General features: G+C 71.5%; 23 protein-coding genes. 13 read left to right on the top strand and 10 right to left on the bottom strand.

Annotated elements, in window-relative coordinates:
- The first annotated feature begins 2 nt into the window (after positions 1 to 2).
- Positions 3 to 1,463, top strand: coding sequence for an aldehyde dehydrogenase family protein (locus tag QCN29_RS24495; protein ID WP_279930825.1), 1,461 nt, complete (start codon positions 3 to 5; stop codon positions 1,461 to 1,463).
- On the top strand, positions 1,456 to 2,355 hold the full coding sequence (locus QCN29_RS24490; protein ID WP_279930823.1) for an aldehyde dehydrogenase family protein: 900 nt from the start codon (positions 1,456 to 1,458) through the stop codon (positions 2,353 to 2,355). The genes QCN29_RS24495 and QCN29_RS24490 overlap by 8 nt, the downstream gene beginning before the upstream one ends.
- 130 nt (positions 2,356 to 2,485) lie before the next feature.
- On the opposite strand, the gene QCN29_RS24485 is transcribed toward QCN29_RS24490, so the two are convergent.
- The gene (locus QCN29_RS24485) at positions 2,486 to 2,839 is read right to left on the bottom strand and encodes a hypothetical protein (protein WP_279930822.1); all 354 of its coding nucleotides are present in this window, start codon (positions 2,837 to 2,839) and stop codon (positions 2,486 to 2,488) included.
- Between the two features lie 132 nt (positions 2,840 to 2,971).
- Between QCN29_RS24485 and QCN29_RS24480 the strand changes: the two genes are divergently transcribed.
- The gene (locus QCN29_RS24480) at positions 2,972 to 3,604 is read left to right on the top strand and encodes a uridine kinase family protein (protein WP_279930820.1); all 633 of its coding nucleotides are present in this window, start codon (positions 2,972 to 2,974) and stop codon (positions 3,602 to 3,604) included.
- Between the two features lie 198 nt (positions 3,605 to 3,802).
- On the opposite strand, the gene QCN29_RS24475 is transcribed toward QCN29_RS24480, so the two are convergent.
- Both QCN29_RS24475 and QCN29_RS24470 read right to left on the bottom strand, forming a co-directional pair.
- A complete protein-coding gene (locus QCN29_RS24475) occupies positions 3,803 to 5,158 on the bottom strand; it encodes a helix-turn-helix domain-containing protein (protein WP_279930818.1) in 1,356 nt (451 codons plus the stop codon).
- A 370-nt stretch (positions 5,159 to 5,528) separates the two neighbouring features.
- Complete coding sequence (locus QCN29_RS24470) at positions 5,529 to 6,275, bottom strand: SigE family RNA polymerase sigma factor (RefSeq protein ID WP_279930817.1); 747 nt, start codon at positions 6,273 to 6,275, stop codon at positions 5,529 to 5,531.
- A 214-nt stretch (positions 6,276 to 6,489) separates the two neighbouring features.
- On the opposite strand from QCN29_RS24470, the gene afsQ1 reads away from it, so the two are divergent.
- The 5 genes from afsQ1 to QCN29_RS24445 all read left to right on the top strand — a co-directional run bounded on the left by afsQ1 (position 6,490) and on the right by QCN29_RS24445 (position 10,482).
- The gene (gene afsQ1 / locus QCN29_RS24465; RefSeq protein WP_240137534.1) at positions 6,490 to 7,167 is read left to right on the top strand and encodes a two-component system response regulator AfsQ1; all 678 of its coding nucleotides are present in this window, start codon (positions 6,490 to 6,492) and stop codon (positions 7,165 to 7,167) included.
- Between the two features lie 52 nt (positions 7,168 to 7,219).
- A complete protein-coding gene (locus QCN29_RS24460; RefSeq protein ID WP_279930814.1) occupies positions 7,220 to 8,872 on the top strand; it encodes a HAMP domain-containing sensor histidine kinase in 1,653 nt (550 codons plus the stop codon).
- Between the two features lie 14 nt (positions 8,873 to 8,886).
- A complete protein-coding gene (locus QCN29_RS24455; protein ID WP_279930813.1) occupies positions 8,887 to 9,543 on the top strand; it encodes a hypothetical protein in 657 nt (218 codons plus the stop codon).
- Positions 9,544 to 9,596: 53 nt separating this feature from the next.
- Complete coding sequence (locus QCN29_RS24450) at positions 9,597 to 10,178, top strand: VanZ family protein (RefSeq protein ID WP_240137539.1); 582 nt, start codon at positions 9,597 to 9,599, stop codon at positions 10,176 to 10,178.
- A gap of 100 nt (positions 10,179 to 10,278) precedes the next feature.
- Complete coding sequence (locus QCN29_RS24445; protein ID WP_240137541.1) at positions 10,279 to 10,482, top strand: PspC domain-containing protein; 204 nt, start codon at positions 10,279 to 10,281, stop codon at positions 10,480 to 10,482.
- 98 nt (positions 10,483 to 10,580) lie between these two features.
- Here QCN29_RS24445 and QCN29_RS24440 read toward each other — a convergent pair whose 3' ends face one another.
- Entirely contained in the window at positions 10,581 to 10,955 is a 375-nt protein-coding gene (locus tag QCN29_RS24440) for an ATP-binding protein (protein ID WP_279930810.1), read from the bottom strand.
- 128 nt (positions 10,956 to 11,083) lie between these two features.
- Positions 11,084 to 12,238 carry an adenosine deaminase gene (locus tag QCN29_RS24435; RefSeq protein WP_279930808.1) on the bottom strand — a complete coding sequence of 385 codons (1,155 nt, stop codon included), beginning with the start codon at positions 12,236 to 12,238 and terminating at the stop codon, positions 11,084 to 11,086.
- 274 nt (positions 12,239 to 12,512) lie between these two features.
- On the opposite strand from QCN29_RS24435, the gene QCN29_RS24430 reads away from it, so the two are divergent.
- Positions 12,513 to 13,247 (top strand): alpha/beta hydrolase, encoded by a 735-nt coding sequence (locus tag QCN29_RS24430; protein ID WP_279930886.1) that lies wholly within the window; start codon positions 12,513 to 12,515, stop codon positions 13,245 to 13,247.
- Between the two features lie 613 nt (positions 13,248 to 13,860).
- On the opposite strand, the gene QCN29_RS24425 is transcribed toward QCN29_RS24430, so the two are convergent.
- A complete protein-coding gene (locus QCN29_RS24425) occupies positions 13,861 to 15,384 on the bottom strand; it encodes a potassium channel protein (RefSeq protein WP_279930806.1) in 1,524 nt (507 codons plus the stop codon).
- A 315-nt stretch (positions 15,385 to 15,699) separates the two neighbouring features.
- Here QCN29_RS24425 and QCN29_RS24420 point away from each other — a divergent pair, with 315 nt between their 5' ends.
- Positions 15,700 to 17,358, top strand: coding sequence for a PucR family transcriptional regulator (locus QCN29_RS24420; RefSeq protein ID WP_279930805.1), 1,659 nt, complete (start codon positions 15,700 to 15,702; stop codon positions 17,356 to 17,358).
- Between the two features lie 122 nt (positions 17,359 to 17,480).
- Here the strand turns inward: QCN29_RS24420 and QCN29_RS24415 are convergent, their stop codons facing one another.
- Entirely contained in the window at positions 17,481 to 19,097 is a 1,617-nt protein-coding gene (locus QCN29_RS24415; RefSeq protein ID WP_279930804.1) for an alanine/glycine:cation symporter family protein, read from the bottom strand.
- A gap of 275 nt (positions 19,098 to 19,372) precedes the next feature.
- On the bottom strand, positions 19,373 to 20,881 hold the full coding sequence (gene putP, locus QCN29_RS24410) for a sodium/proline symporter PutP (RefSeq protein WP_279930802.1): 1,509 nt from the start codon (positions 20,879 to 20,881) through the stop codon (positions 19,373 to 19,375).
- 271 nt (positions 20,882 to 21,152) lie between these two features.
- Here putP and QCN29_RS24405 point away from each other — a divergent pair, with 271 nt between their 5' ends.
- Positions 21,153 to 22,613 carry a sodium-dependent transporter gene (locus QCN29_RS24405; protein ID WP_279930801.1) on the top strand — a complete coding sequence of 487 codons (1,461 nt, stop codon included), beginning with the start codon at positions 21,153 to 21,155 and terminating at the stop codon, positions 22,611 to 22,613.
- Between the two features lie 46 nt (positions 22,614 to 22,659).
- Here QCN29_RS24405 and QCN29_RS24400 read toward each other — a convergent pair whose 3' ends face one another.
- Positions 22,660 to 23,613, bottom strand: a complete 954-nt coding sequence (locus QCN29_RS24400; protein ID WP_279930800.1) for a LysR family transcriptional regulator — start codon at positions 23,611 to 23,613, stop codon at positions 22,660 to 22,662.
- A 62-nt stretch (positions 23,614 to 23,675) separates the two neighbouring features.
- Between QCN29_RS24400 and QCN29_RS24395 the strand changes: the two genes are divergently transcribed.
- Positions 23,676 to 24,959 (top strand): MFS transporter, encoded by a 1,284-nt coding sequence (locus tag QCN29_RS24395; protein ID WP_279930799.1) that lies wholly within the window; start codon positions 23,676 to 23,678, stop codon positions 24,957 to 24,959.
- A 79-nt stretch (positions 24,960 to 25,038) separates the two neighbouring features.
- Positions 25,039 to 26,025: a sigma-70 family RNA polymerase sigma factor gene (locus tag QCN29_RS24390; protein ID WP_279930798.1), complete on the top strand. Its 987-nt coding sequence runs from the start codon at positions 25,039 to 25,041 to the stop codon at positions 26,023 to 26,025.
- Between the two features lie 180 nt (positions 26,026 to 26,205).
- On the opposite strand, the gene QCN29_RS24385 is transcribed toward QCN29_RS24390, so the two are convergent.
- Entirely contained in the window at positions 26,206 to 26,520 is a 315-nt protein-coding gene (locus QCN29_RS24385; protein WP_279930797.1) for an STAS domain-containing protein, read from the bottom strand.
- Positions 26,521 to 26,710: the final 190 nt, after the last annotated feature.

The raw sequence follows: 26,710 nt of genomic DNA, 5'->3' as shown, positions 1-26,710 counted from the left end.
CCATGAACCAGACATCCACACCCGCTTCCGCTTCCCCCTTCGAGTACGCGCCGGCCCCCGAGTCCCGCTCGGTCGTCGACATCGCCCCCTCGTACGGGCTCTTCATCGACGGCGAGTTCGCCGAGGCCGCCGAGGGCAAGGTCTTCAAGACGATCTCCCCCGCCACCGAGGAGGTCCTCTCCGAGGTCGCCCGGGCGGGCGCCGAGGACGTCGACCGGGCGGTGCGGGCCGCCCGCAAGGCGTTCGAGAAGTGGTCGGCGCTGCCCGGCGCCGAGCGTGCCAAGTACCTCTTCCGCATCGCGCGGATCATCCAGGAGCGCTCCCGCGAGCTGGCCGTCCTGGAGACCCTCGACAACGGCAAGCCGATCAAGGAGACCCGCGACGCGGACCTCCCCCTGGTAGCCGCGCACTTCTTCTACTACGCGGGCTGGGCCGACAAGCTGGACCACGCGGGCTACGGGCCGAACCCCCGGCCGCTGGGCGTGGCCGGCCAGGTCATCCCGTGGAACTTCCCGCTGCTGATGCTCGCCTGGAAGATCGCCCCGGCGCTGGCCGCCGGCAACACGGTGGTGCTGAAGCCGGCCGAGACGACCCCGCTGTCCGCGCTGTTCTTCGCGGACATCTGCCGCCAGGCGGGCCTGCCCAGGGGCGTCGTCAACATCATCCCCGGATACGGGGAGGCCGGCGCGGCCCTGGTCGAGCACCCGGATGTGAACAAGGTCGCCTTCACCGGCTCCACCGCCGTCGGCAAGGCGATCGCCCGCCAGGTCGCAGGCACCCGCAAGAAGGTCACCCTGGAGCTGGGCGGCAAGGGCGCGAACATCGTCTTCGACGACGCCCCGATCGACCAGGCCGTCGAGGGCATCGTCGGCGGCATCTTCTTCAACCAGGGCCAGGTCTGCTGCGCGGGCTCCCGCCTCCTCGTCCAGGAGTCCATCCAGGACGAGGTGCTGGACTCCCTCAAGCGCCGGCTGTCCACCCTCCGTCTGGGCGACCCGCTGGACAAGAACACCGACATCGGCGCGATCAACTCCGCCGAGCAGCTGGCCCGGATCACGGCCCTCGCCGAGGCCGGTGAGGCCGAAGGCGCCGAGCGCTGGTCCCCCGCCTGCGAACTGCCCTCCTCCGGCTACTGGTTCGCGCCCACCGTCTTCACGGGCGTCACCCAGGCGCACACGATCGCGCGCGACGAGATCTTCGGCCCGGTGCTGTCCGTCCTCACCTTCCGTACACCGGACGAGGCGGTGGCGAAGGCCAACAACAGCCCGTACGGCCTGTCGGCAGGCATCTGGACGGAGAAGGGCTCGCGCATCCTGGCGGTGGCGAACAAGCTCCGCGCCGGAGTCGTCTGGGCCAACACGTTCAACAAGTTCGACCCGACCTCGCCGTTCGGCGGCTACAAGGAGTCGGGGTTTGGCCGCGAGGGCGGCCGCCACGGTCTGGAGGCGTACCTCGATGTCTGATACTCCCGCACGCCTTGGCGTCTTCAAGACCTACAAGCTGTACGTCGGGGGCAAGTTCCCCCGCTCCGAGAGCGGCCGGGTGTACGAGGTGACCGACTCCAAGGACAAGTGGCTGGCCAACGCCCCGCTCGCGTCCCGCAAGGACGCCCGGGACGCGGTCGTCGCAGCCCGCAAGGCGTTCGGCGGCTGGTCGGGCGCGACCGCGTACAACCGCGGGCAGATCCTCTACCGCATCGCGGAGATGCTGGAGGGCCGCCGGGACCAGTTCGTCCGCGAAGTGGCGGACGCGGAGGGCCTGTCGAAGTCCAAGGCCGCCGCCCAGGTGGACGCGGCCGTCGACCGCTGGGTCTGGTACGCGGGCTGGACCGACAAGATCGGCCAGATCACAGGAGGGGCAAACCCGGTCGCGGGTCCGTTCTTCAACCTCTCCACCCCGGAGCCGACCGGTGTCGTGGCGGTTCTGGCCCCCCGGAAGTCGTCCTTCCTCGGCCTGGTGTCCGTAGTGGCCCCGGTGATCGCGACCGGGAACACGGCCGTCGTGATCGCCTCCGAGGAGTCCCCGCTGCCCGCGCTGTCCCTCGGCGAGGTGCTCGCCACCTCCGACCTGCCGGGCGGCGTGGTGAACGTCCTGTCCGGCCGCACGGCGGAGATCGCGGCCCCGCTCGCCGCGCACCAGGACGTCAACGCGATCGACCTCACGGGCGCCGCGGACGACGAGGTGCTGGCCAAGGAGCTGGAGACCGCGGCCGCGGACAACCTCAAGCGGGTGCTCCGTCCACAGGCTGTGGACTGGAACGAGACGCCGGGAACGGGCCGGCTGACGGCGTTCCTGGAGACGAAGACGGTCTGGCACCCGACGGGTTCGCTGGGTGCGTCGGGCTCCTCGTACTGAACACCGGTCCCGAACTCGCCGTCCCCGAACGCTCCCGAGCCGAAGGCCCCGCCGCATCCCTCACACGGCGGGGCCTTCGCCCGTACGGTCCGGTGTACGGGCCTTCGCCCGCACACCGGACTGGGCCGGCTCAGCCCGGCAGCAGCCCTGCCACCTGCCCAACCAGCGGCAAAGTCCCCAGCGAACCGCCCTTGGCAACCGGGTCGGTGGCGAGCGCCGTGCTCACCGGGGGGAAGTCGGCGACCTGCGTGCCGACGGCGTTGTCGAGCGGGTCGACGCCCGTGTTGGCGAGCGGGTCGAGCTGCAGGCTCTTGACCGGGCCCAGCGCGCCTGGCAGCGCGTGCGACAGCCCCTCGCCCGCATCGGTCTGCGCGGCATGCGCGCCGCCGCCGGCGCCGAGGACCGCGCCCGCGGCCGCGGCGACGGCAAGTCCGGCGCACAGCAGGGCACGTCGCTGATTGCTGGGAGCTGCATGACGGGCCATGGAGCACCTACCTCCTCGAAATTGAACACTGTGTAATCAACTCTGCACCCAGAGTAGGGGAAACGGAATGCCGGAACCCACCGAAGGCCCGGGGGATCCCCTGCGCGGGTCAATGCCGCACACTTGTCTCCCGTGAGTTCCCATCCCATCCCGACGCGCGTCGTGCTGCTCGCCGGCCCCTCAGGTTCCGGAAAGTCGTCTCTCGCCGCCCTCGCCGGACTGCCCGTGCTGCGCCTTGACGACTTCTACAAGGAGGGCGACGACCCTTCGCTCCCTACGGTCGAGGGGAGCGAGGACATCGACTGGGACTCCCCCGGCTCGTGGGACGCGGACGCGGCGGTGGCCGCGATCGAGGAGTTGTGCGCCACCGGCCGTACGACCGTGCCGGTATACGACATCGCGACGAGCGCGCGCGTGGGCCGTGAGCCCCTGGACTTCGGCACCATGCCGCTGTTCATCGCGGAGGGCATCTTCGCGGCCGACATCGTGGCGCACTGCGCCGAACTGGGCCTGCTGGCCGATGCGCTGTGTCTGCGCGGCCGGCCCTCCACGACGTTCCGCCGCCGGCTGCTGCGCGATCTGCGCGAGGGCCGCAAGTCGGTCCCGTTCCTGCTGCGCAGGGGCTGGCGGCTGATGCGTGCGGAACGGGGCATCGTCGCCCGCCAGTCGGCCCTGGGCGCCCACCCGTGCGCCAAGCCGGAGGCCCTGACCCGCCTCCGCACGGCTATGTCCGGCGCCCACGACGCTTCCCGCGCCCCTGCCTGAGCACTCCCCACACCTCGGCGTGGCAGCATCACGGCCCGGGCCGCGTACCGTGCGAAGGGTGAGCGGCATGCTCTGCGAAGAGGCCACGCTCTCACTGCTTGCGCTCTTCGCCATGGCGGCGTTCGGCCTTGGCGAGGTACCGGAGGAAGGAGTACCGGGCCGATGGCTGTCGACTGGTTGCTCCGACGGATCAGCAGGTCATGCGAGGGCGCCGACGCGGTGGGCGAACGCACGTACTCCGAGGAGGGCGCGTTCGTGCCGCATCAGGTCGGCGGCCACGGTCCGCACCGAGCTGCGACGAACCTCCTGTGGCGCTGCTTGCTCGGCGGCCAGGAGGGCTCGGTAGCAGCGGTCGGGCTTGTCCCACTGGTCAAAGGCCCGGGCGACGTCGATCCAGTATCGGGCCTGGCGTTCGGTGGTGGGCAGGGCGGTGGGATCGATACGCCGGGCGTGTTCGATGGCTTGGCCCGCGTCACCGAGAAGGTGGCTGACCGAGACCTGGTGAAGGAGCACCTGGCTGGGGCCGAAGACGGTGCCGCGTAGCAGTGCGTCGTGGCCGAGTTGCCCTGCAGTGGCTTCGGCCTCGGCGATGAGCGCGTATGCGGTGTGCCGGTCGCCTTGCTTCGCTGCGGTATAGGCGGCGGTGGCGTACAGGTTGCCCTGGACTGAGAGCCGTTCGGTTGCGTCGGTGGTGCGGTCGGCGGTCAGCTGCTGGGCGGCGGTGACGGCGACGTCGGTGGCGCGGGCGTAGTGGCCTTGGCGGCGCCAGGCGGAGGAGACCATGCGGTGGGCTTCGGCCACGGTGAGGGCGTCCGCACCGCCGAGTGCCGCGGTGAGGGCCCGGTCGGCGGTGACGGCGGCCAGGCCGTCTTCGCCGAGCTTGATGCACAGACGGGTTGCGGTGGTGTACAGCTCGGCGACTGCGGTCGCCGCCTGCTCCGGGTACCCGTGAGCGCCAAGGGCCTGGGCGAGGGCGATCCGGGCCGGGAGTGCGCGGGCGAGGGTGTCGTAGCGGCAAGCGCTGAAATCGGCTCGGGCGGCGTTCACCGCTGCGGTGACGGCTGACGGAGTGGGGTCCGGGGTGAGTGGACGGCCGTGCTGCCGGTGCAGCAGGAGGTCTTCCAAGCCGGACAGACTCGGCTGTGCCGGTGCGTGGGCGGCGGCTGGCGGTCCGAGGACCGCGCTGGTGGTGGCTCCGGCCATTCCTGCCAGGAGCATTCGGCGTCGCACCGGGTCGTCTCCCTCTTCGCCGAACAGAGTCTGTGTGCCCACCCTAGTGGCGTCGGTCCGGTCCGAGACGGCTCGCTGCCGTTGCGGCGCGAGGCCGAGTGCGTGCGGGGGGATGTCGAGGCAGGCGGCGAGGTTCCGGAGCAGCAGCACGTCGCGCATGGGCTGCTTGCCACGTTCCATCCGGGACAGAGAGGCGGCGGTATAGCCGACCCGCTTGCCGAGGTCGGCGAGGGTGATGTCGGCCGCACGGCGGGCTAACCGGACGATTGCGCCGGCATCGCGGCGGGTTGAGCCGGAACTCTCCGGCCGGACCGTGCTGGCCACCGGGGGAGCCGGGCTGATCGGCAGCCGGATCGCTGCCTGCCTGCGCCACGTGGGAGCCCGGCCGATCCTGCTGTGCGTGCTGAATGCCTCATACGGACGCGCGGCCTGCCGCCGCCCGGGCTCTGATGCCCTCCACGCTCCAGCAATACCCAGCCTCCAGCCGCAGGGCATCAGCACACCCGGAGACAGACGCGTGGGACCGGACAAGACCCCCCGGCCTGTCCGGTCCCACGATCCCCCGTGTCCCCCGCGTCTCTCCCCCGTACCCGCGGTCCCCGTCTGCCAACGCGAGACCCTCGGGCCCCGGTCGGCAGCCTCCCCCGATGCCGCCGACCGAAGTCCCCCCCGTTTTCCCCGTTCCCCCCGCCCCTCAGGCGACGAGTTCGCCGAAGGACTCCTCCTGGTCGCGGCCGAGGCTGAGGACTTCGTCGTCCCGCAGCCTGCGGAGCGAGCGCCAGATGCTGGACTTCACCGTGCCGACGCTGATGTCGAGGATCTCCGCGATCTCGGGGTCCGTACGTCCCTCGTAGTACCGCAGGACCAGCATCGTCCGCTGCAGCTCCGGAAGCCTGGCCAGCGCCTGCCACAGCACCGCGCGCAGTTCCGTGCCCCGCATCGCGTCCGTGTCGCCGGCCGTTTCCGGCAGCTCTTCCGTCGGGTACTCGTTGAGCTTGCGCCGACGCCAGGCGCTGATGTGGAGATTCGTCATCGTGCGGCGCAGATAGCCGCCGACCGCGGCCTTGTCGGTGATCCTGTCCCAGGCCCGGTACGTGGAGAACAGCGCGCTCTGCAGCAGGTCCTCCGCCTCGAACCGGTCGCCGGTCAGGTGGTACGCGGTCGCGTAGAGGGAGGCGCGGCGCTCCTGCACAAAGGCGGTGAACTCCGCCTCCGAGCAGATCTGCCGCTCCCCCGTCGCCTCCCCCTGCGCACTCCCGCCGCCCCCCTCGGGCGCGTCGACCACCGCCATGTACGGCGGCTTGTGCTGACGCCCGGCGCCGCGAACGCACCCCCGCCCGCTCACAGCGCCGGACTTCTTCTCACTCCCCCGGTCACTCCGGCCGATGTCGTGGAGCCGCGTGATCACCGCGCTCGAACCGGAGCTGTGCAGTGCGTTCATCTCGCGCCCCCCTGTCGTGTGGAGTGTCTTCCGGGTGGTGTGTCCGTGTGCCAAAGAGCTTGCCCGGGCAGTTTCATCGCCCTGTCCGCCGACTGTCACAGCCGCGTCACAGGGGACGTGGGCATGTGCGGAAAGTGTGGGGACGGGCCGCGGAGCCGGTCCACTGGTCGGCCAACGGTCGAACTCCGGCTCCCCCATAGGTCAGAATGACGCCGTGCCTTTCCTGTTGCTGATCGAGGACGACGACGCCATCCGCACGGCCCTCGAGCTCTCCCTGTCCCGTCAGGGCCACCGTGTGGCCACCGCGGCGACGGGCGAGGAGGGTCTCAAGATGCTGCGTGAGCAGCGGCCGGATCTGATCGTGCTGGACGTGATGCTGCCCGGCATCGACGGCTTCGAGGTGTGCCGCCGCATCAGGCGCACCGACCAGCTTCCGATCATCCTGCTCACGGCGCGCAGCGATGACATCGACGTCGTCGTGGGCCTGGAGTCGGGCGCGGACGACTATGTCGTGAAGCCTGTGCAGGGCCGGGTCCTCGACGCCCGCATCCGGGCGGTGCTGCGCCGCGGAGAGCGCGAGTCGACCGACTCGGCGACGTTCGGCTCCCTGGTGATCGACCGCTCCGCGATGACGGTCACCAAGAACGGCGAGGATCTTCAGCTCACGCCGACCGAGCTGCGGCTGCTGCTGGAGCTGAGCCGCAGGCCGGGACAGGCGCTCTCCCGCCAGCAGCTGCTGCGGCTGGTCTGGGAGCACGACTACCTCGGCGACTCACGGCTGGTGGACGCGTGTGTGCAGCGGCTGCGCGCGAAGGTCGAGGACGTGCCGTCCTCGCCGACCCTGATCCGCACCGTGCGGGGTGTTGGCTACCGCCTGGACGCGCCCTCATGATCCCTGTGACGCCACTGCGCCGCGCGAGCGGAGACACGGACGGAAGAGCACATTGAGCGGTGCCGCAAAGCGCGCGATACTTTCCGGCCTTCGCCTCACCAGTCTCCGCGTACGTCTCGTCGTCGTCTTCGCCCTGGTCGCGCTGACCGCCGCCGTCTCCGCCTCCGGCATCGCCTACTGGCTCAACCGCGAGGCCGTGCTCACCCGCACCCAGGACGCGGCGCTCGACGGCTTCCGGCAGGACATGCAGAACCGGGCCGCCGCGCTGCCGCTGCGCCCCACCCAGTACGAGCTGGAGAAGACCGCCCAGCAGATGGCCGGCGGCGAGGGCTACAACGTGCTGCTGATCGGTGAGCGTGCCGCGGGCAAGCCGATCGTCGGAGCGTCGAACCGGGACGAGTTCACGCTGGACGACGTGCCGCCGCGGCTGCGGGACGCGGTGGACAAGCGGCAGGATCTGAGCGCGGGCAACGCGGCCCCGTACCACCTGTACTGGCTGCGCACCGAGCGCGCCGGCAAGCCGTATCTGGTGGGCGGCACCAGGATCATCGGCGGCGGGCCGACCGGCTATGTCTTCAAGTCGCTGGAGCAGGAGCGGCAGGATCTCAATTCGCTGGCCTGGTCACTGGGGATCGCGACCCTGCTGGCGCTGGTGGGCTCCGCCCTGCTCGCGCAGGCCGCGGCGACGACGGTGCTCAAGCCGGTGCACCGGCTCGGCGAGGCGGCCCGGCGGCTGGGCGAGGGCAAGCTCGACACCCGGCTGCGGGTCTCGGGCACGGACGAGCTCGCGGAGCTGGCGCGGACGTTCAACAAGACCGCGGAGTCGCTGGAGAAGAAGGTCGCGGACATGAGCGCGCGGGAGGAGTCCAGCCGCCGCTTCGTCGCCGATATGTCGCATGAGCTGCGTACGCCGATGACCGCGCTGACCGCCGTGACCGAGGTGCTGGAGGATGAGGCGGACAACCTTGATCCGATGATCGCCCCGGCCGTGCAGCTCGTGGTCAGCGAGACGCGGCGGCTCGGCGACCTGGTGGAGAACCTGATGGAGGTCACCCGCTTTGACGCGGGCACCGCCAGGCTCGTGCTGGACGATGTGGACGTAGCCGACCAGGTCACCGCCTGTATCGACGCACGGGCCTGGCTGGACGCGGTGGAGCTGGACGCCGAGCGGGGGATCATGGCGCGGCTCGATCCTCGGCGGCTCGACGTGATCCTGGCGAATCTGATCGGCAACGCGCTCAAGCACGGCGGCTCGCCTGTGCGGGTGTCCGTTCGGCTGCTCGGTGGAGAGGGAGAGCCGGACGGCGCGGAGGAGTTGCTGATCGAGGTGCGCGACCACGGGCCCGGCATTCCCGAGGAGGTGCTGCCGCATGTCTTCGACCGCTTCTACAAGGCGAGCGCGTCGCGGCCCCGCTCGGACGGCAGCGGTCTCGGACTGTCCATCGCGATGGAGAACGCCCATATCCACGGCGGCGACATCACCGCGTCGAACTCGCCGGACGGGGACGGCGCGATCTTCGCGCTGCGGCTGCCGCGCGACGCCTCGACGCTCCGCGAGGCTGCCGACGGCGGCGAGGACCGGCGCGGAGGCGGCCGGGACGGTCACCACGCCCGGGGTGACCGGGGCGACCGGGGTGGTCAGGGCGGCCGGGACGGCCGACGCGCCGACGGCCGGGACGGCGACGAGGGGGTGGACGCACAGTGAGGCCGCAGATATCGATGACGTCGTCCAGGACGTCGAGGGGAGCAGCCCGCCGGGTCGCCGCCCTGCTGCTGGGCGCCGCCGTGCTGAGCGGCTGCGGCATCAGGACGACCCAGGTGCCGGTGGACGCCGGGACTGCGCCGTCGCGCGTGCCGTGCGAGGTGTCCGGCGAGGACGCCGCTTCCGATTCGCAGGCCGACGGCCTGTCGGTGCGGATCTATCTGATGTGCACCTCTCAGCTGGAGCAGGTGGTACGCGTCGCGCAGATCCCTGAGGAGAAGGCGGCCGTCAGTCCGCTGCTGATCGCCAGGGCGCTGCTGGACGAGCTGGCCGAGCAGCCGTCCCAGGCGGAGCAGGAGGCCGGGTTCGCCACCCATGTGAACGAACCGATCGGGCTGAGCGGCCCGCGTGCGGGCGATCCCGCGGGCACGCTGCGGCTGAGCCGGCAGCCGGAGGACCTCCCGGCAGGGGCGCTCGCCCAGATCGTGTGCACCTTCGCTGAGAACGGCGTCGCCGTGGCGGAGGACTCTGTGGTGCTGGGCGGCCCCGGGGAGTACGAGCCCCGGGGCTACCGGTGCGACACACGGGCCAAGGAACGGCCCGAGGGGCCGATGCCGACGCTCTCGGCCCTGCCCCCGGCCGCCGCCTCCCCTTCCGCTTCGGCCTCGTCCTGACCTGTTCGCCCGGGTGCGGAACCGATTCACGCACGGTACGCGTCTAGGGGGGCGTGCAGCGTCAAGGTAAGGGCGGCAGCGCCGCCATCCGCTTCCGCGCGGCGGGAGGCGTTCTCCTCTTCGCGCATCTGCTGCTCGTCGCCTGGCTCACGCTGCGCCCGCGCGACGTGCTGTGGGTGACGGCCGCGAACTTCGAACCGCTGGCCGGGATCAGAGCGGATCTGGCGCTCGGCCCCGTGGAGGCGGCCCGCCGACTGGGTGAGGGCTTGATGCTGCTGGCCCCGCTGGGGGTGCTGCTGCCGATGGCGGGAGGCCGGCTGGATGTCTCCCCGTGGGGGTCGCTGGCCCGTACCGTGACCGCCGGGGCGCTGCTGTCGCTGGGGATCGAGTTGCTGCAGACCGGTGTGCCCGGGCAGGTCGTCGATGTGGACTCGCTGCTGCTGAACACGGTCGGGGTGGCGCTCGCCCATCTGCTGGTGGTGCCCGTGGGACGGGCCAGGCTGCGCCGCAGACAGCCGGGCGCGGCGAGGAGCGGCGGCTCGGGGCGGGGCGGGGCGCGCCCCGGGACCGTACTGCGGGAGGAGTCGCCTCAGGGGCCGACCCCGACGATTACCAGGGTGGGGATCGCCCCGTAGAGGGATGCTTTGCCCCGCTGTTGCGGCCATGATGGAGTTATCGGGAGCACACGGAGTGACTCCCTGCGAGGACTGACCAGGACTCTCGAAGGAGCCCACCATGGCCGCACTTGTCCGCCCCACTGAAGGACGCATGATCGGCGGAGTGTGCGCAGCGCTGGCCCGGCGCTTCGGCACCTCCGCGACGACGATGCGCGTCATCTTCCTGGTCTCGTGCCTGCTGCCGGGCCCGCAGTTCCTGCTCTACCTGGCCCTGTGGGTGCTGCTGCCGTCGGAGAAGAAGACGGCGAACACGGCCTGGTGACGCGTGCTTGACGCATATGTGGGGCGCCCGCCGGATCCGGCGGGCGCCCCACGTGTGCGCGGGCTGCGGTGTCGTACGCGCTATGTGGCGCAGAGCGGTCAGCCGAGGGGCGACGCCGGCAGTCCGCCGAGGAGCGGAACCCCGCCCGCGCCCTGGGAGACGGGGCCGAGGAGGCTGGAGACCGGGTCGTGGGCGTGGTCGGTCGGCAGGGTCCTGGTCGCTGCGGCTTCGGCGGTGGCCGGCAGGTTCATGGCGCTGCCCGCGAGGGATTCGTTCGCACCCGCGGGGAGCTTCGAGGCGACCTCCTGCACCGGAGCGACCTCCCCGACCGGCAGCATCTTGGTGACGGTGTCCAGCGAGGTGGCGGAGTCCGGGAGCGCGGCGGGCTCGGCGGCGGCGGCCCCCGCGGCGGCAGCGGCGAAGGCGGCGCCGAGGGCGGCGACACCGAGAGTCTTGGCGGCAGACTGCTTCATCAGGGGTGAGTCCTTGAGGACGGGGATAAGAGCGGCACCGCAAGCTATCCATGAGCCGACACAAGCCGCAAACAGCGCGAAACGACCGGAGATTGACATCTCCGGCCGCTTCGCGATATGCGCTCCGCTCAGCCTTCGCGCACCGGGGAATCGCCGCTCACAGCGGTCTGCCGGAACAGCCATTCGGACTTCAGCTCGGCGTAACCGGGCTTGATCACGTCATTGATCATCGCCAGTCGTTCATCGAAAGGAATGAACGCCGACTTCATCGCATTGACGGTGAACCACTGCATGTCATCGAGCGTGTATCCGAAGGTCTCGGTCAGCAGCTCGAACTCACGGCTCATGCTCGTACCGCTCATCAGCCGGTTGTCGGTGTTCACCGTGGCCCGGAAGTGGAGCCTGCGCAACAGGCCGATCGGGTGCTCGGCGTAGGAGGCGGCGGCGCCCGTCTGCAGATTGGACGTCGGGCACAGCTCCAGCGGGACGCGCTTGTCCCGTACGTACGCGGCCAGCCGGCCGAGCTTCACACTGCCGTCGTCGGCGACCTCGATGTCGTCGATGATGCGCACACCGTGGCCCAGGCGGTCGGCGCCGCACCACTGGAGGGCCTGCCAGATCGAGGGCAGCCCGAACGCCTCGCCCGCGTGGATCGTGAAGTGGTTGTTCTCCCGCTTCAGATACTCGAAGGCGTCCAGGTGCCGGGTGGGCGGATAGCCCGCCTCCGCTCCGGCGATGTCGAAGCCGACGACCCCGGAGTCCCGGTAGCGGTTGGCCAGTTCGGCGATCTCCAGGGCGCGGGCGGCATGGCGCATCGCGGTCAGCAGCGCGCCCACCCGGATGCGGCAGCCGCTCTCGCGGGCCCGCCGCTCGCCCTCGCGGAAGCCGGCGTTGACCGCCTCCACCACCTCTTCGAGGGTGAGTCCGGACTCCAGATGCTGCTCGGGCGCGTACCGGACCTCCGCGTAGACGACTCCGTCCTCGGCGAGGTCCACGGCGCACTCGGCGGCCACCCGGAACAGCGCGTCGCGCGTCTGCATCACGGCGCAGGTGTGGGCGAAGGTCTCCAGATAGCGCTCCAGCGAGCCGGAGTCGGCGGCCTCGCGGAACCAGATGCCGAGTTTGTCGGGCTCGGTCTCGGGGAGCAGCTCGTACCCGGCATCCCGGGCGAGGTCGATGATCGTGCCGGGGCGCAGCCCGCCGTCGAGGTGGTCGTGGAGCAGCACCTTCGGGGCGCGGCGGATCTGGTCCGCGGTAGGCAGGTTGGGTGTCTGGCTCGTCATCTGCGCACTCTAGCCCCTACGCGCGTAGAGAGATCCCCCTTACGACACCGGTCGATACGTAACAGTGACCGCGCGTACGGGTGGAGTACACACGGACTTCTGAGACTGTTCTGCCATGGCACACCTCGCACTGCCCCGGTGGCAGGGACGACTGCCCCGGTGGCAGGGACGGCAGACGGCTCCGGCGGCACGCACCCGGCGGCGAGGCGAAGTGTCCTCCACGGCCGCGGCCGGCCACCCCGCCGACGAGGCCCCGCGGGCGCGCCTCAGCCGCGTGTCGGGCGCGGGGATCGGCGTCGGCGCGGCGGACGCCGCCGTCGCAGCGGCCGTGCTCCTGCTGCCGAACGGAGAGCTCGAATCCACCCGCCGGCCCTCGTCCCTGGCCTACTCGGCCACCCAGCCGCTGGGGCGCATGCTGGCCAGAGCCGGCCGTCAGGAGGGGGTGGCCGTGCACACCGTCCAGTACCGCGTGCGCGGCTGGAACGGCGAGCGCGCGGACCTCGCGGCGGACGCGGCCTGGGCGGTGGAGGAGGTCGTACGCCGCTACGGCGATGTGCCGGTGTGCCTGGCCGGCCACGGCATGGGCGGCCGGGCGGCGCTCAGGGCGGCGGGACATTCCGCTGTCACCTCGGTGCTGGCCCTTGCGCCGTGGCTGCCGGACGACGCGTCGGGGGTGGAGCCGCTGGAGCCGGTGGAACAGCTCACCGGGCGGCGGGTGATGATCGTGCACGGCACGACGGACGCACGGACCGATCCGGAGCTGTCGTACCGGCTGGCGGGGCGCGTGAAGAAGGCGAACGCGGGCACGTGCCGGTTCGAGGTGCACTCCGACGGGCATGCGCTGCGCCAGCACCACGACGAAGTCCTGGCCCTGTCCGCGGACTTCGTCTTCGGCACGCTGTGCGATCGCGCCTACTCCCGCCCCGTTGCCGACGCCTTCGCGGCGCCGCCGCCGCTGGGGCTGCGGATGCCCCTGGCCGCGGGCTTCGGCCGCGCGCTGCGGCCGTAGTCCGGGCGCGGACCCCGAACCCCCGGGGCAGGTCGTCCCACCCGCCCGCTGCGGCGGCAGTCCAAGCGCGGACCCCGAGCCCCCGGGCAGGCCATCCCACCCGCCCGCTCTTCCTCCGTGCGGGGGTTGCGCCCCACACGCCCCTCGCGGCGTTTCGCGCGGGCCGCGATGCGGCGACAGGGGCGCGCATCATGTCCGGGCCGGGCCCCCGCAGCGTGCGGTGGTGCGGGGCGTACACCCGGAAGGCCAAGCCCGCGCGGCTCTTCGCGCCGCAGGGGGGTGGGCGGCCACGCCCCCACCCCGATGGAGGGCGGTGGACTGTCGCACCCCGGAGTGCCCGGGGCGGTCCGGGACGTCGCCGGGCACTGGCGCGTACGCGGCGCGCGGCCGGCGGCGCGGGGCGGTCACCGGGCTCGGGCCGACCGCGGAGGTCAATCCGCGACGGCGGGGACGGAGCGCCGATCTTCGATTTGGCTGCCGAGACGGCGGGGTCAATCCGCGACGGCGGAGGCGGAGGCGGCGATCTTCGATTTGGCTGCCGAGACGGCGGGGTCAATCCGCGACGGCGGAGGCGGAGGCGGCGATCTTCGATTTGGCTGCCGAGACGGCGGGGTCAATCCGCGACGGCGGGGGCGGAGGCGGCGACGGCGGAGGGCGCGAGCGGGCCGGGCGTGCACATGCGGGCGCACCGGCCGGCCTCGTGCACCCGCCCATCGGGGTGCAGTACATATATACGAGCGTCGACGGCGAACGTCGCCAGCGGTGCCAGCCCCATCGCCATGGCAGCGATGTAGGAGCCGCCCACCCGGTGGGTGTCGCAGACGGTGCCGATCCGGAACAGATACCGGGACTCCGACGTCACATCCTCGTCCCCGCCCGCCCGCAGCACGATCCGCTGGTCGGGGGCCACGGCCCGGGCCGCCACCGCCACCGCGATGTTCTCCAGCACGTCCGAGGTGGCGGCGACGATCGCCCGTGCACGGGGCAGCGCGAGCTTCCGCAACAGGAAGCGGTCGCCCGCGCGCCCGAACATCACCGGTATGCCGAGCGACTTGGCCACCGGCACACAGGCCGCACGGGGGTCGCGTTCGACGGCCACCACCCCGATGCCGAGCCGCTGGAGCTCCAGGCAGAGCCGCAGCCCCACCTGGCCGAGCCCCACCACGATGACATGACCGCGCCGGGGCACCACCCGCGCGCCGACGAGGCCGGTCAGCCGGCCGGAGGTCATCCGGTCGACCAGACCGGCGGTGAAGAGCGCGGAGAAGCCGAGGACGCACAGCAGGCTCACGGTGGACAGCGTCAGGTACCACGTCGGCGCGTGGCCGTCCGCCCCGCCCGCGTCCACCGTGGTCAGGACCATCGCCGAATGCCAGGCTGCGGCGACCAGGGGCTCGCCCAGCACCAGCGCGCCCAGCACCGTGTCCAGCAGGAACACGAGGACCAGTCCGGCCAGCCCGACGAGCAGCGCGTTCGTACTGCCGTCCAGCGGCCTGACCTGGGCGTGCACCCGGTGCCAGAGCCTGCGCACCGCGCCGATCCTGACCTCGGGCGACGACTCCACGCGCAGACCGCCGGGGATGCCGTCCGCGCCCTCTTCCCCCTCCTCAGCTCCGCCCGGGGCGCAGTCCAAAGTGCCTTCCGGGGCGCCGTCCGGGGCGCTCGTCACACCCAGCCGGTTCCCGTCGGGCGTGCGGCACAGGGTCACCAGGCGGTCCGCCACGCAGGGGCCGAGCAGAGCCGGCACCAGTGCGTCCGTCATGCCGATCACCGTGCAGTTGGGGACCGAACGCACGACCTCGCCGGCCACCGTCCTGTCGAACAGCGTCACCAGCAGCCGTATCCCGGGGCGTGCGTGCTCGACGAGCAGTGCGTACCGAAGGGCCTGGATGTCCTCCCGCGAAACGACCACCACGACGTCGACGTCCGGCTCCAGCGCGGCGCCGAGCGCGTCTGCCGACGGCGCGGACAGCCGGCCGACCCGTGCACCCCACGCCGTCGCGTAGTCGGCGACGGCGGCCGTCAGCTCGTCGTCGCCGACCAGCAGCAGCCGCCCTCTCGTCGGACCGTTGCCCGGGCCGGCGGCGCGCGGATCGGCGCCCCAGGGTTCGGGGACAGGTGGCTCGGGGACCAGCACCGGCGCTCCTCGAAGATCGTTGCCCAGCTCCCCTCGACGGTACGGAGCGCGCCCCCGGGACTCTTTGTGCATATCGCCAGGGGCTTGCCTCCCACCTTGGCCGATCGCACGACAGTACGAGGCCCTCGCCGACGGTTGTATGTGCTCCTGCCCACCGAGTACCGTCGGTCCCACCGGCACGCCGCGGCGAGCGACATCACGCCCCGTGGCGGACGGTCACACGGTGAGGAAGTCCAGGCCGAGGGGTCCGCCCCGGCCTCTCCCCACGTGGATCTTGCCTGGCACATCCGCTCGTGTGCAGGACAGGTGGTCACCATGGACGACACAGTCAGGCCGGCCGGCGCCGTCGTGCGGCAGCTGCTGCTCGCGCTCGGCGATCCGGTCATCGGGCTGGTCGCCGCGCCCGGAGGTCTCGACGTCGAGATCAACGACGTTGTGATTCTGGACGCCGACGACGAGCCGGACCCCTACCGCGGCGATCTGGTGCTGATCATCGGCGCACGGGGCCCGCGGGTCCACCGCCTCGCGCGCGCCGCCGCGGGCCAGGGGGCCGCGGCGGTGGCCCTGAAGACGGAACACGGCGAGGACCTCGACGAGCTGAAGCGCATCGCCGAGGACACCGGGATCGTGGTCCTCGGCGTGCGTCCCGAGGTCCGCTGGGCCCAACTCGACTCCCTCGCCAGGGGTGTTGTCGCGGACGCGCGGGTCATGGTGCCGGAAGCCGGGCGACAGGCCGACCTGTTCGCCCTCGCGCAGACGGTCGCCGCGCTCACCGGCGGCATCGTGAGCATCGAGGACAGCGCCAACCGCGTCCTGGCCTACTCGCGTTCCGACGACGAGGTCGACGAACTGCGCCGGCTGTCGATCCTGGGCTGGCAGGGCCCGGCCGACTACCTCGCCCTGCTGCGCGAGTGGGGGGTGTTCGACCGGCTGCGCGCCGGCGACGACGTGGTGCGCATCGACGAGCGGCCCGAGAGAGGAATCAGAAGGCGGCTCGCCATCGGCATCCGCGTCGACGAGCAGCTGCTCGGTTCCATCTGGGTGCAGGAGGGCCGCGAACCGCTGGCGGAGAACGCGGAGAAGGCGCTGGTCGGCGCCGCGCGGGCGGCCGCCTTGCAGCTCGTCCGGCGGCGTACGGGCGCCTCGCCGGACCTGGAGTTCGAACAGAGCCTGTTCCGCCGGGTGCTGGAGGGGCATATCGACCCCCGGACGTTCGCCGACAACATCGGGGCCGACCCGGACGAACCGGCGGTCGTGGCGGCGTTCACCCTCGACTCGGGGCCGGCGGGAGGCGGGGCGGGGGGCGACGCCGGCCGTCCGGCCTTCGAGATGCGCAGGGCGACCATGGCGAGCCTGATCTCCGTGCACGCGGCCGCGTACCGGCGGCGGTCTCTGGTCACCGCCGCCGACTCACGCGTCTATATGCTGCTCCCCGGCCTGCCCGAGCAGTCCGGGGAGAGCATCGCCTGCGGGCTGGCGAGCGAGATCGTGCGGGCGGCCGGCCAGCGGATGCAGCTTGACGTACGCGCCGCCATCGGCTCGGTGGTCGGCGGACTGCACGCGATCGCCCAGTCGAGGGCGGAGGCGGACCAGGTGCTCGACATCGTCCTGCGCGGCGGCGGGCGACGCGTGGCCACCATCGCCGACGTACGCTCCGAAGTCCTGTTGAGCGAGGCCCTGGCGCTGCTGGAGCAGAACCCGCGCCTGCGCGACCCCCGCATCACCGCCCTTCTCGCCTACGAGGCCGAGCACGAGTCCGGTCTTGTGCCTTCCGTGCTCGCGTATTTGGGGACGCTCGGGAATGTGCGGGCGGCGGCACGGTCGCTGCACGTCCATCCGAACACCCTCCGCTACCGGCTGAAGCGGGCCGAGACGGTCAGCGGGATCGATCTCGCCGATCCCCACCAGTGCCTCTTCTCCCATCTGCAACTGCTGCTGGAGAACGGGTCGATGGCCGTGCCGCCCGGCAAGTGACCCCGGGGGCTCCGACACGTACGCACGCGCACCTGCCGGAGCCCCCAGGGCCGTGGGACGTCGTCTCTGCCGTTTGGCGCCTTCCGGTCCGCTCTACGACGTCCTTGACCTCCTATGACGTCCTATGACGTCTGGTCGGCCGACTCCGGCCCGCCGCTCTGCCCGGCGGGCTCGCGGTCCCGCTCCTCGGGGGAGCGCAGCGCCGTGCGGAACCGGGCCAGTTCCCGCTTGACGACCGGTGCGAGCAGATAGAGGCCGATGATGTTGATCAGCGCGAGGAGGAACAGCACGGCGTCGGTGAACGCCAGCACGCTGCCGAAGGTGAGAACGGCGCCGATGACGATGAACGTGCAGAACACCGTCTGGTAGACGCGCTCGCTGAGCTTGCTCCTCCCGAACAGGTGGCTCCACGCCTTCTGGCCGTAGTAGGCCCAGGTGATCATGGTGGAGACGGCGAAGAGGACCACCGCCACGGTGAGGATGACCGGGAACCAGGGCAGCACCGTCTCGAATGCCGAGGAGGTGACGGTGACACCGTCCACGGTGTTTCCGTTCGCCGCGTAGTCCGCCTTCGCGTCGTTCCAGAGCTGGGTGTCGGCGATGACGATGGTCAGCGCGGTCATGGTGCAGACGACCACGGTGTCGATGAACGGCTCGAGCAGTGCGACCAGTCCCTCGGTCGCCGGGTAGCGGGTCTTCACGGCCGAGTGTGCGATGGGTGCGGAGCCCAGCCCCGCCTCGTTGGAGAACGCGGCCCGGGTGAAGCCGACGATCAGCGCGCCGATGGTGCCTCCGACGACGCCTTCCCCGGTGAACGCGCCGCGGAAGATCTCACCGAAGGCCGCGGGAACGTCAGTGACGTTGAAGAGGATGACGATGAGGCAGCCGGTGACGTACACGATCGCCATGGCCGGCACCAGGCGGCTGGTCACACGGCCGATTGACTTGATGCCGCCGATGATGACGAAGCCGACGACAAGGGCCAGCAGGACGCCGAGCGCCAGCGCCGAGCCGTCGCCTGCCAGCGGGCCGTCGTCCCCTCCGGTGATGTCGCGGATCTGGATGACGGTCTGGTTGGCCTGGAACATATTGCCGCCGCCGATCCCGAAGAGCAGGATCATGACGGCGGCGAGCGCCGCGAGGGCCCGTCCGAGGAACCGGCCGGAGGATCCGGGCAGCCGCTCCGCGACTCCCTTGCGCAGGTACTGCATCGGACCGCCGGAGACGGTTCCGTCCGGGTGGTGGTCGCGGTAGCGGACGCCGAGGGTGCACTCGACGAACTTGGAGCACATGCCCAGCAGTCCGCAGAGCACCATCCAGAAGGTGGCTCCCGCCCCGCCGATGGTGACGGCCACGCCGACGCCGGCGATGTTGCCCAGGCCCACCGTTCCGGAGACGGCCGACGTCAGGGCCTGGAAGTGGGTGATCTCGCCCGGGTCGTCCTTGCGGCTGTGCCGGCCGCGGAGGATCTGCAGGGCCAGCCGGAGCCCGCGGACCTGGATGAATCCGAAGTAGAGAGTGAAGACCGCGCCCGCGAGTACGAGCCAGGCCACGATCCAGGGAAAGCTGATCCCGAAGAGGGACACCTCGCCGAAGACGAAGTCTCCCAGCCCGGTGGCGATCGGATCGAATATCGCGTTGATCTTTTCTTCCACGGTCCCGAGGAATCCGCTCTCCGCCCCTTGGGCGAGTGCGGGAAGCTCTTCGGGAGCGGCATGAGGATGGTGTGTCAGAGGCATTGCGGTCCCCTTCTTCCGGGCCGGGGACGACGACGCCGTCGAGACGTCCCGGACCCCGGATCGCCGTTCGGGGAACCGTAGGGCCGCCCCGCTCGGCTCGGTTTCGTGCAGTTGGCCAAAGAACCGGCGCAGAACCTGGTGACCTGGACCACGCCACGGCCGCGCGGCCCGGCCCGTTCAACAGGCACGCGGCCCGGCCCGTTCGACAGGCACGCGGCCCGGCCCGTTCGACAGGCACGCGGAAACACGGACCGGACCGCGGGCGCAGTCGGCGGCTATGCGTGCAGTGCGCCCCTGCCTCTCCTCATCCGGTCTCCCCCGGGGCCGGACCAGGTGCGCAGGGGCGGGCGTCCGACGAAGCGGCCGAAGACCAGCGCGGCGAGCGTCGCGGCGATCACGCCCGGCACCATTTCGTAGATGCCGGACTCGAACGGCCCGAGGAGCGGGTCGATGTCCTCCCACAGCACCACGGTGAGCGCACCGGCCACCATGCCCGCCATGGCGCCCGCCGCGCTCATCCGCGGCCAGTACAGCGACAGGACGATCACCGGGCCGAAGGCCGCGCCGAAGCCCGCCCACGCATAGGCGACGATGTCGAGCACCGCGCCCCCGTCGAGCGCGATCCCATAGGCGACGACGGCGACGGTGACGACGGTGATGCGGCCGACCAGCAGCAGCACGGTGTCGGAGGCACTGCGGTTGAGGAAGGCCCGGTAGAAGTCCTCGGTGAGGGCGGTGGAGGAGACCAGCAGCTGGCTGTCCGCGGTGGACTTGATCGCGGCCAGCACCGCGGCCAGCAGCAGGCTCGCGACCCAGGGGTTGAGCAGATCCACCGAGAGCCCGATGAAGACGGTCTCCGGATTGGCCAGCGGTTCGTCGAGGAGGGCGATGCCGAGGAGCCCGACGAGCGAGGCGCCGGTCAGCGTGACCACCACCCAGCCCACCCCGATGCGGCGGGCGAGGGGGATGTCCTCCGCGCTGCGGATCGCCATGAAGCGGGCCAGTACATGGGGCTGGCCGAAGTAGCCGAGCCCCCAGGCCAGCAGGGAGATCACGGCTATCAGGCCCAGCGATCCGCCGTCCGTCCACCGGCCGTCCGCGAAACTGGCCTGCGCCCCCATGTCCAGGAGTTCGGGGGACTTGCCTGCGAGGTCGTCGCCCAGCGCGCCGAAGCCGCCGAGCGCTCCGATGCCCAGCACCGGCAGCACGAGCAGCGCCAGGAACATCATGGTGCCCTGCACCGCGTCCGTCACGCTCACCGCCAGGAAGCCGCCCAGCAGCGTGTAGACGACGATCACCACGGCGGCCACGGTCAGGGCGAACTCGTACCCGACCTCGAAGATCTCGTCGAACAGCAGACCGCCGGCGACCAGCCCCCCGGCGACGTACAGCGTGAAGAAGACGACTATGACCGCGGCCGAGACGATGCGGATCAGCCGGGTGCGGTCTTCGAACCGCTCCTCCAGATAGGCCGACAGCGTCACGGCGTCCCCGGCGCGTTCGGTGTACGTACGCAACCTGGGTGCGACGAAACGCCAGTTGAGATAGGTGCCGGCGGCCAGACCGACCGCGATCCAGGTGGCGCCGACGCCGGCCGCGTAGACGGCGCCGGGCAGCCCCAGCATCAGCCAGCCGGACATGTCGCTGGCCTGGGCCGACAGCGCGGCCACCGGGGCGCGCAGCCTGCGGCCGCCGAGGGCGAAGTCGTGGTAGGTGCGGGTCTCCTGGTAGACGAGGACGCCGACGGAGACCATCGCCAGCAGATAGACCGCAAAGGTGATCATGGCGGGTACGGTCAGGAGCAGCACTCGTTCCTCCCTTGCCGTTCGAGAATCCGCGGAGTGTAAACGCAAGGGGCGCCCGGGGTCGTTGGCCAGTCGGCCAAAGATCTGACGGCGTCTCGTCTCTTCATTCCGGCCCGCGCCCCGGCCCCGCGCCCCGGCCCCGCGCCCCGGATCGGCGGCAGGCTCGGCGGCCGGCTCGCGGCGGCCGAGCCGGCGTGCTAGCCAGTCAGTGCGGGCGGCGATCCGCACGAGGAGCGAGGAAGGTGCCGCGATGGCAGCGAAGGAAGTGTTCGCAAGCAGGTTCACCTTCGTGATCGCCGGCATCGGCATGGCCGTGGGCACCGGCAACATCTGGCGGTTTCCGCGGGTCGCCGCCGAGTGGGGCGGCGGCGCGTTCCTCATCGCCCTGGTCGTCGCCAACCTGGTGTGGGCGATCCCCATCCTGATGGCCGAGTCCTACATGGGCTCCCGGAGCAGGCTGGGCACGGTGGGGGCGTTCCGCGACTTCATGGGCAGGAGGTTCGCCTGGCTCGGCGGCTTCATGGCCGCCACCTCGCTCGCCATCACGTTCTACTACTCGGTGGTCTGCGGATGGACCCTGCGGTATCTGGTCTATGCGCTCACCGGTACCTTCACCGCTGAGCGGGACACCCAGGCGCTGTGGGACGACTTCACCGCGACGCCGTGGCAGACCGTCCTGTCCCATCTCGTCGCCGTCGCGATCGTGGGCGCCGTCGTGGTCCGCGGCCTCAAACGCGGTTTCGAGAAGGTGCTCAAATACGCCATCCCGCTGCTGTTCGCCATCCTCGTCGTCCTCGCCGTCCAGGCGCTGACGCTGGACGGCGCGACCGAAGGGCTGCGGCACCTCTTCACACCCGAATGGAGCAGGCTCGGCGACGCACAGCTGTGGCTCCAGGCGTTCAGCCAGATGGCGTTCTCCACCGGCGCCGGATGGGGCCTGTATCTCACCTACTCGGTGTATCTGCGCAGCAGGGAGGACTTCGGCCTCAACGCGACCGTGGTGTGCGGGGGCAACCTGCTGGCCTCCCTGCTCGCCGGCACAGCGGTCATCGTGACGCTGTTCGCCCTGGGCACGCAGGAGCAGATCGACAGCGCGACGGCGGGCAACGAGGGCCTGGCCTTCATCTTCTTCCCGCAGCTGCTCAACGAGATGCCCGGCGGGGCGTTCTTCGGCGTGCTGTTCTTCCTCGCACTCGCCCTGGCGGGCATCTCCAGCCTCATCGCCATGGTGGAACTCGCCACCCGCAACGTCATGGACGCCGGCGTCTCCCGCCCGCGGGCGGTGGGACTCGTCGTCGCGGTCACCGCCGTCGCCGGCCTTCCGTCCGCGTTCAGCCTGGACTTCCTCTCCAACCAGGACTTCGTCTGGGGCGTCGCCCTGCTGATCGGCGGGCTGCTCGCGGCCTTCGCCATGATGAAGTACGGACTCGAACGGGCACGAGCCGACCTCGACGCCGTGAGCGACCTTCCCGTCTGGGCGTGGTGGCCGTGGCTCATCCGGCTGTTCCCGCTGATGTTCGCCGTACTGATCGGCTGGTGGATCCACCGCGCGATCACCGAGTTCGCACCGGACGACTGGTGGAACCCCCTGGTGGGCTTCAGCGCCGCGACCATGGTGCTCCAGTGGCTCGTCGTCCTGCTCGTCCTCCGTGCGCTGAACAGCTTCCTGGCCGACCGGATCGGGAGCGGCCCGATGACCCGGCTCGACTGATCGCCGCACGGCAGTCGGCGGCGGGACGGCCGGGGCCTCGGCGGACTCATGTCGGGAGCAGGTGGCCCCGGCGGGAGAGCAGGAACTTCCTGAAGGCGGCCACCGGCGGGGTCTCGGGGTGACCGTCCAGCCAGGCGACGCCGATCTCCCGGACCGCCCGCGGGGCGGTGACCGTCAGTTCGACGACCCCGGGACGCGCCACGGCAGGCGGCGGGAGGAGGGCGACCCCCAGGCCCGCCGCCACCAGCCCGCGCAGGGTCTCCGCCTCCTCGCCCTCGAAGGCCACCCGCGGTTTGAAACCCGCCTCGGCGCACAGGTCGTCCGTGATGCGCCGCAGCCCGTACCCCGGCTCCAGGGTGACGAAGGACTCCTCCGCCGCCTCCGCGAGCCGCACCCGCTTGCGTCCGGCCAGCCGGTGGTCGTCCGGCACGACGAGCCGCAGCCGCTGCTCGTCCAGCCGCCGGGCGATGAGGTCCGGCGCGTCCGGGACGGGCGAGGTGAGGCACAGGTCGAGCTCGCCGGCCCGCAGACGTTCGATCATCGCCTCGCCGTAGTTCTGGACGAGGGTGAACCGCACGCGCGGATGGTCCACCCGGAACGCCCGGATCAGTTCGGGCACCGTCTCCCACCCCATGGTGTGCAGAAACCCGAACGCCACCTTCCCGCCCGTCGGGTCGGCGTCCGCCCGCACCGAGTCGGCCGCCCGCTCGACCTCCGCGAGCGCCCGCTCCACGGACGTCAGGAACGCGCGCCCGGACGGGGTGAGGGAGACCGTACGGCCCTTGCGGGCGAACAGTTCGACCCCCAGGTCCTCTTCGAGCCGGACCATCGCCCGCGAGAGCGTCGACTGCGGCACGCCCATCTCCAGCGACGCCCGCGTCACATGCTCGTGGCGGGCCACTCCGGCGAAGTACGCGAGACGCGGAGCGAGCAGCAGCGCGACGTCTTCTTCGTAACTACTCGGTGACAGTCGATGCTGTGAGCTGCGTTCATGCGCCATGGGAACGATTATCCCCATTCCATGCATTGGACGCATGAAGTGCGGCGTTCTACTTTCGTTATATGCCTCCCGCCAGTACCAAGGCGTCCACCGCGGTGGACGCCCACCAGCTGTCCCCTGGTACCTCCGCCTACCGCCGGATGAGCCTCGCGCTCTTCGCGGCAGGCGTCGCGACCTTCGCTCTTCTCTACTCCACCCAGGCTCTGCTGCCCGCCGTCTCCACGGGATTCGGCGTCAGCGCCTCCGCCGCAAGCTGGACGGTCTCCGCCGCGACGGGCGCGCTCGCCCTCGCCGTACTGCCGCTCAGCACTCTCTCCGAACGCTTCGGGCGGCGGCGGATGATGACCGTCTCGCTGGCGGTCGCCGTCGCCGTCGGACTGCTCGTACCGCTCGCGCCGAGCCTCGAATGGCTGGTGTCGCTGCGCGCCGTGCAGGGCGCCGCACTGGCCGGGGTGCCCGCCTCGGCGATGGCGTACCTCGCGGAGGAGGTGCGTCCCAAGGCGCTGGTGGGCGCGATCGGACTGTTCGTGGCGGGCAACAGCATCGGCGGCATGAGCGGCCGGATCACGGCCGGCTGGGCGGCCCAGCTGTGGGGCTGGCGCGCGGGCCTCGCCGCGGTCGGGGTGCTCGCGGTGGTCTGCGCGGTCGCGTTCCGGGCGCTGCTGCCCAGAGCCCGGCACTTCACCCCCGGTTCGCTGCGGCCGCGCGCGGTCGCCCGCACCGTCCGCGGCCATCTGGCGGATCCGCTGCTGCTCCGGCTGTACGGGATCGGCGCTCTGTTCATGACCGTCTTCGGCGCGGTCTACACGGTGATCGGCTACCGGCTGGCCGGGGAACCGTTCGGCCTCCCGCAGGGTGTGGTCGGCTCGATCTTCCTGGTCTATCTGGTCGGCACGGTCTCCTCGGCCGCCGCGGGCAAGCTGGTGGGCCGGATGGGGCGACGCGGAGCGCTCTATCTCGCCGTCGTCACCACGGCTGCGGGTCTGCTGCTGTCGCTGGCGCAGACGCTGACCGCGGTGCTGGCCGGCCTGGTGCTGATCACGGCCGGGTTCTTCGCGGGCCACGCGGTCGCCTCGTCCGCGGTGAGCCGCACGGCGAAGAGGGGACGCGCCCAGGCGTCGGCCCTGTACCAGTCCGCGTACTACCTCGGCAGCAGCGCGGGCGGCACGCTCGGCGCGGTCGCCTTCCACGCCGGGGGCTGGGCGGGAACGGTCCTGCTGGGGCTGGTGGCCGTCGTCGGCGTCGTCTCGATCACCCTGTACGGGACCCACTGCGCGCGCGTCGCTGAGCGCGCTGCCCGCACCGAGGTCCGGCGGCAGCTCGCGACGGCCGGCGCGCATATGTGAGGCTGGTTGTCAGACCGTTCCGGTAGCTTCCTCATCGTCGGCGTGGACCAGCGTCGCGGGGCGAGTGGGGTGGATCGAGATGAGCGATCTGGCGACGACCGAAGACCTGGACGCACGGCTGGAGCAGCACCGCAGGGAGCTGACCGGCTACTGCTACCGCATGCTGGGCTCGTCCTTCGAGGCGGAGGACGCGGTGCAGGACACCATGGTCCGGGCCTGGCGGAACATCGGGAAGTTCGAGGGGCGCTCCTCGCTGCGCTCCTGGCTGTACCGCATCGCGACCAACGTCTGTCTGGACATGCTCAATGCGGGCAGCCGCCGGGCGCGCCCGATGGACCTCACGGCCCCGACCCCGGTCGCGCAGGCGCAGCTGAACACCCGCCCCGAGGTCACCTGGCTGGAGCCGGTGCCCGACGGGCGGGTGCTGCCGTCCGCCGCGGACCCGGCGGAGACTGCGGTGGAGCGCGAGTCGATCCGGCTCGCGTTCGTCGCGGCACTGCAGCATCTGCCGCCGAAACAGCGGGCCGTGCTGATCCTGCGCGAGGTGCTGGCCTGGCGGGCGAGCGAGGTGGCCGAGCTGCTGAGCACCTCCGTGGCCTCGGTCAACAGCGCCCTCCAGCGGGCGCGGGCGACGCTCGCGGACTCCCCGCCCGCCGAGACGGCCGCGGACAACCCGCTGGACGAGGAGCAGCGCAGGCTGCTGGACCGCTATGTGGCGGCCTTCGAGGGCTATGACATGGACGCGCTGACGGCGCTCCTCCACGAGGACGCGACGCTTTCCATGCCGCCGTACGACCTGTGGCTCCGGGGCCACGCCGACATAGTCGGCTGGATGCTGGGCGTCGGCTCCGTCTGCCGCAACTCCCGGCTGATCCCCACCGTCGCCAACGGCACCCCGGCCTTCGCGCACTACCACCGCAGCGAGGACGGCACGGGATACACCCCGTGGGCGCTGATGGTGATCGAGATCGTGGACGGCCGGATCTCCGGAATCAACTCCTTCCTGGACACCACGCGCTGGTTCCCCCTCTTCGACCTCCCGGAGCGCCTGGACGCCGACTCCTGAGGCTCCGCGGAAGGCGCAGCAATCGGCCTTCCAACGTTGTGCGGGCCCATCGCGGCCGGTCGCCCGGTTCCCCGTTCGCCGACGCCTTCTCGGGGACTGCCGAATTTCCGGGGACTGCCGAATTTCCGGGGACTGCCGAATTTCCGGGGACTGCCGAACGGGGCGAGACCCATGGGCCGCTCAGCCCGGGCCCTGCCCCAGCCCGACCAGCTTCAGCAGCTCCCTCAGCTCCGGTCCCGCCCCCCGGAGCCTGAGCACCCCGCCCTCCCGCCGCACGGCCAGTCGCAGCCGCGCCACGGCGTCGACGGCGGCGAGCCCCGCGTACACCAGGCCACTGGCATCGCAGATCACCTCGGGGCCCGCGCCCCCGGGCCGGCGGTGCGCGAGCCGCTCGCTCAGCTCCCGGCAGAGCCGGAGCGGGTCGGCGGGTGTGAGCGTGCCTTCGAGGCGTATGACGATGGGCTGCTCGGCGTCCACATGTAAGTGGACGGCCATGCGGTCCACAACTCATCGGTACGCGCCGGCCACGGGATGCACGCGCGATCAGCCTCCGGCGGGCGGCCGGGGCACGGAGTGAGGTGCGCGGCGCCGCGCGGCGGGTGCGGGACGGGGCTGGACGGGGCGGGTGCGGGACGGGCCGAGGCGGGCGCGGCGGGCGCGGGACGGGGCGGGGCGGGACGGGCCG

The organism is Streptomyces chengmaiensis (assembly GCF_029846775.1).
Taxonomy (GTDB): Bacteria; Actinomycetota; Actinomycetes; order Streptomycetales; family Streptomycetaceae; genus Streptomyces; species Streptomyces chengmaiensis.
The sequence above is the reverse complement of the archived record's forward strand: the minus strand, read 5'-3'. Positions and strand labels throughout refer to the sequence as shown.

Bases quoted from the DNA above. Each gene is read 5' to 3' on its own strand.
- QCN29_RS24495 (WP_279930825.1), top strand. From the start codon at position 3: ATGAACCAGACATCCACACCCGCTTCCGCTTCCCCCTTCGAGTACGCG.
- QCN29_RS24490 (WP_279930823.1), top strand. From the start codon at position 1,456: ATGTCTGATACTCCCGCACGCCTTGGCGTCTTCAAGACCTACAAGCTG.
- QCN29_RS24485 (WP_279930822.1), bottom strand. From the start codon at position 2,839: ATGGCCCGTCATGCAGCTCCCAGCAATCAGCGACGTGCCCTGCTGTGC.
- QCN29_RS24470 (WP_279930817.1), bottom strand. From the start codon at position 6,275: ATGAACGCACTGCACAGCTCCGGTTCGAGCGCGGTGATCACGCGGCTC.
- QCN29_RS24455 (WP_279930813.1), top strand. From the start codon at position 8,887: ATGACGTCGTCCAGGACGTCGAGGGGAGCAGCCCGCCGGGTCGCCGCC.
- QCN29_RS24445 (WP_240137541.1), top strand. From the start codon at position 10,279: ATGGCCGCACTTGTCCGCCCCACTGAAGGACGCATGATCGGCGGAGTG.
- QCN29_RS24440 (WP_279930810.1), bottom strand. From the start codon at position 10,955: ATGAAGCAGTCTGCCGCCAAGACTCTCGGTGTCGCCGCCCTCGGCGCC.
- QCN29_RS24435 (WP_279930808.1), bottom strand. From the start codon at position 12,238: ATGACGAGCCAGACACCCAACCTGCCTACCGCGGACCAGATCCGCCGC.
- QCN29_RS24420 (WP_279930805.1), top strand. From the start codon at position 15,700: ATGGACGACACAGTCAGGCCGGCCGGCGCCGTCGTGCGGCAGCTGCTG.
- QCN29_RS24415 (WP_279930804.1), bottom strand. From the start codon at position 19,097: ATGCCTCTGACACACCATCCTCATGCCGCTCCCGAAGAGCTTCCCGCA.
- putP (WP_279930802.1), bottom strand. From the start codon at position 20,881: ATGATCACCTTTGCGGTCTATCTGCTGGCGATGGTCTCCGTCGGCGTC.
- QCN29_RS24405 (WP_279930801.1), top strand. From the start codon at position 21,153: ATGGCAGCGAAGGAAGTGTTCGCAAGCAGGTTCACCTTCGTGATCGCC.
- QCN29_RS24400 (WP_279930800.1), bottom strand. From the start codon at position 23,613: ATGGCGCATGAACGCAGCTCACAGCATCGACTGTCACCGAGTAGTTAC.
- QCN29_RS24395 (WP_279930799.1), top strand. From the start codon at position 23,676: ATGCCTCCCGCCAGTACCAAGGCGTCCACCGCGGTGGACGCCCACCAG.
- QCN29_RS24390 (WP_279930798.1), top strand. From the start codon at position 25,039: ATGAGCGATCTGGCGACGACCGAAGACCTGGACGCACGGCTGGAGCAG.
- QCN29_RS24385 (WP_279930797.1), bottom strand. From the start codon at position 26,520: ATGGCCGTCCACTTACATGTGGACGCCGAGCAGCCCATCGTCATACGC.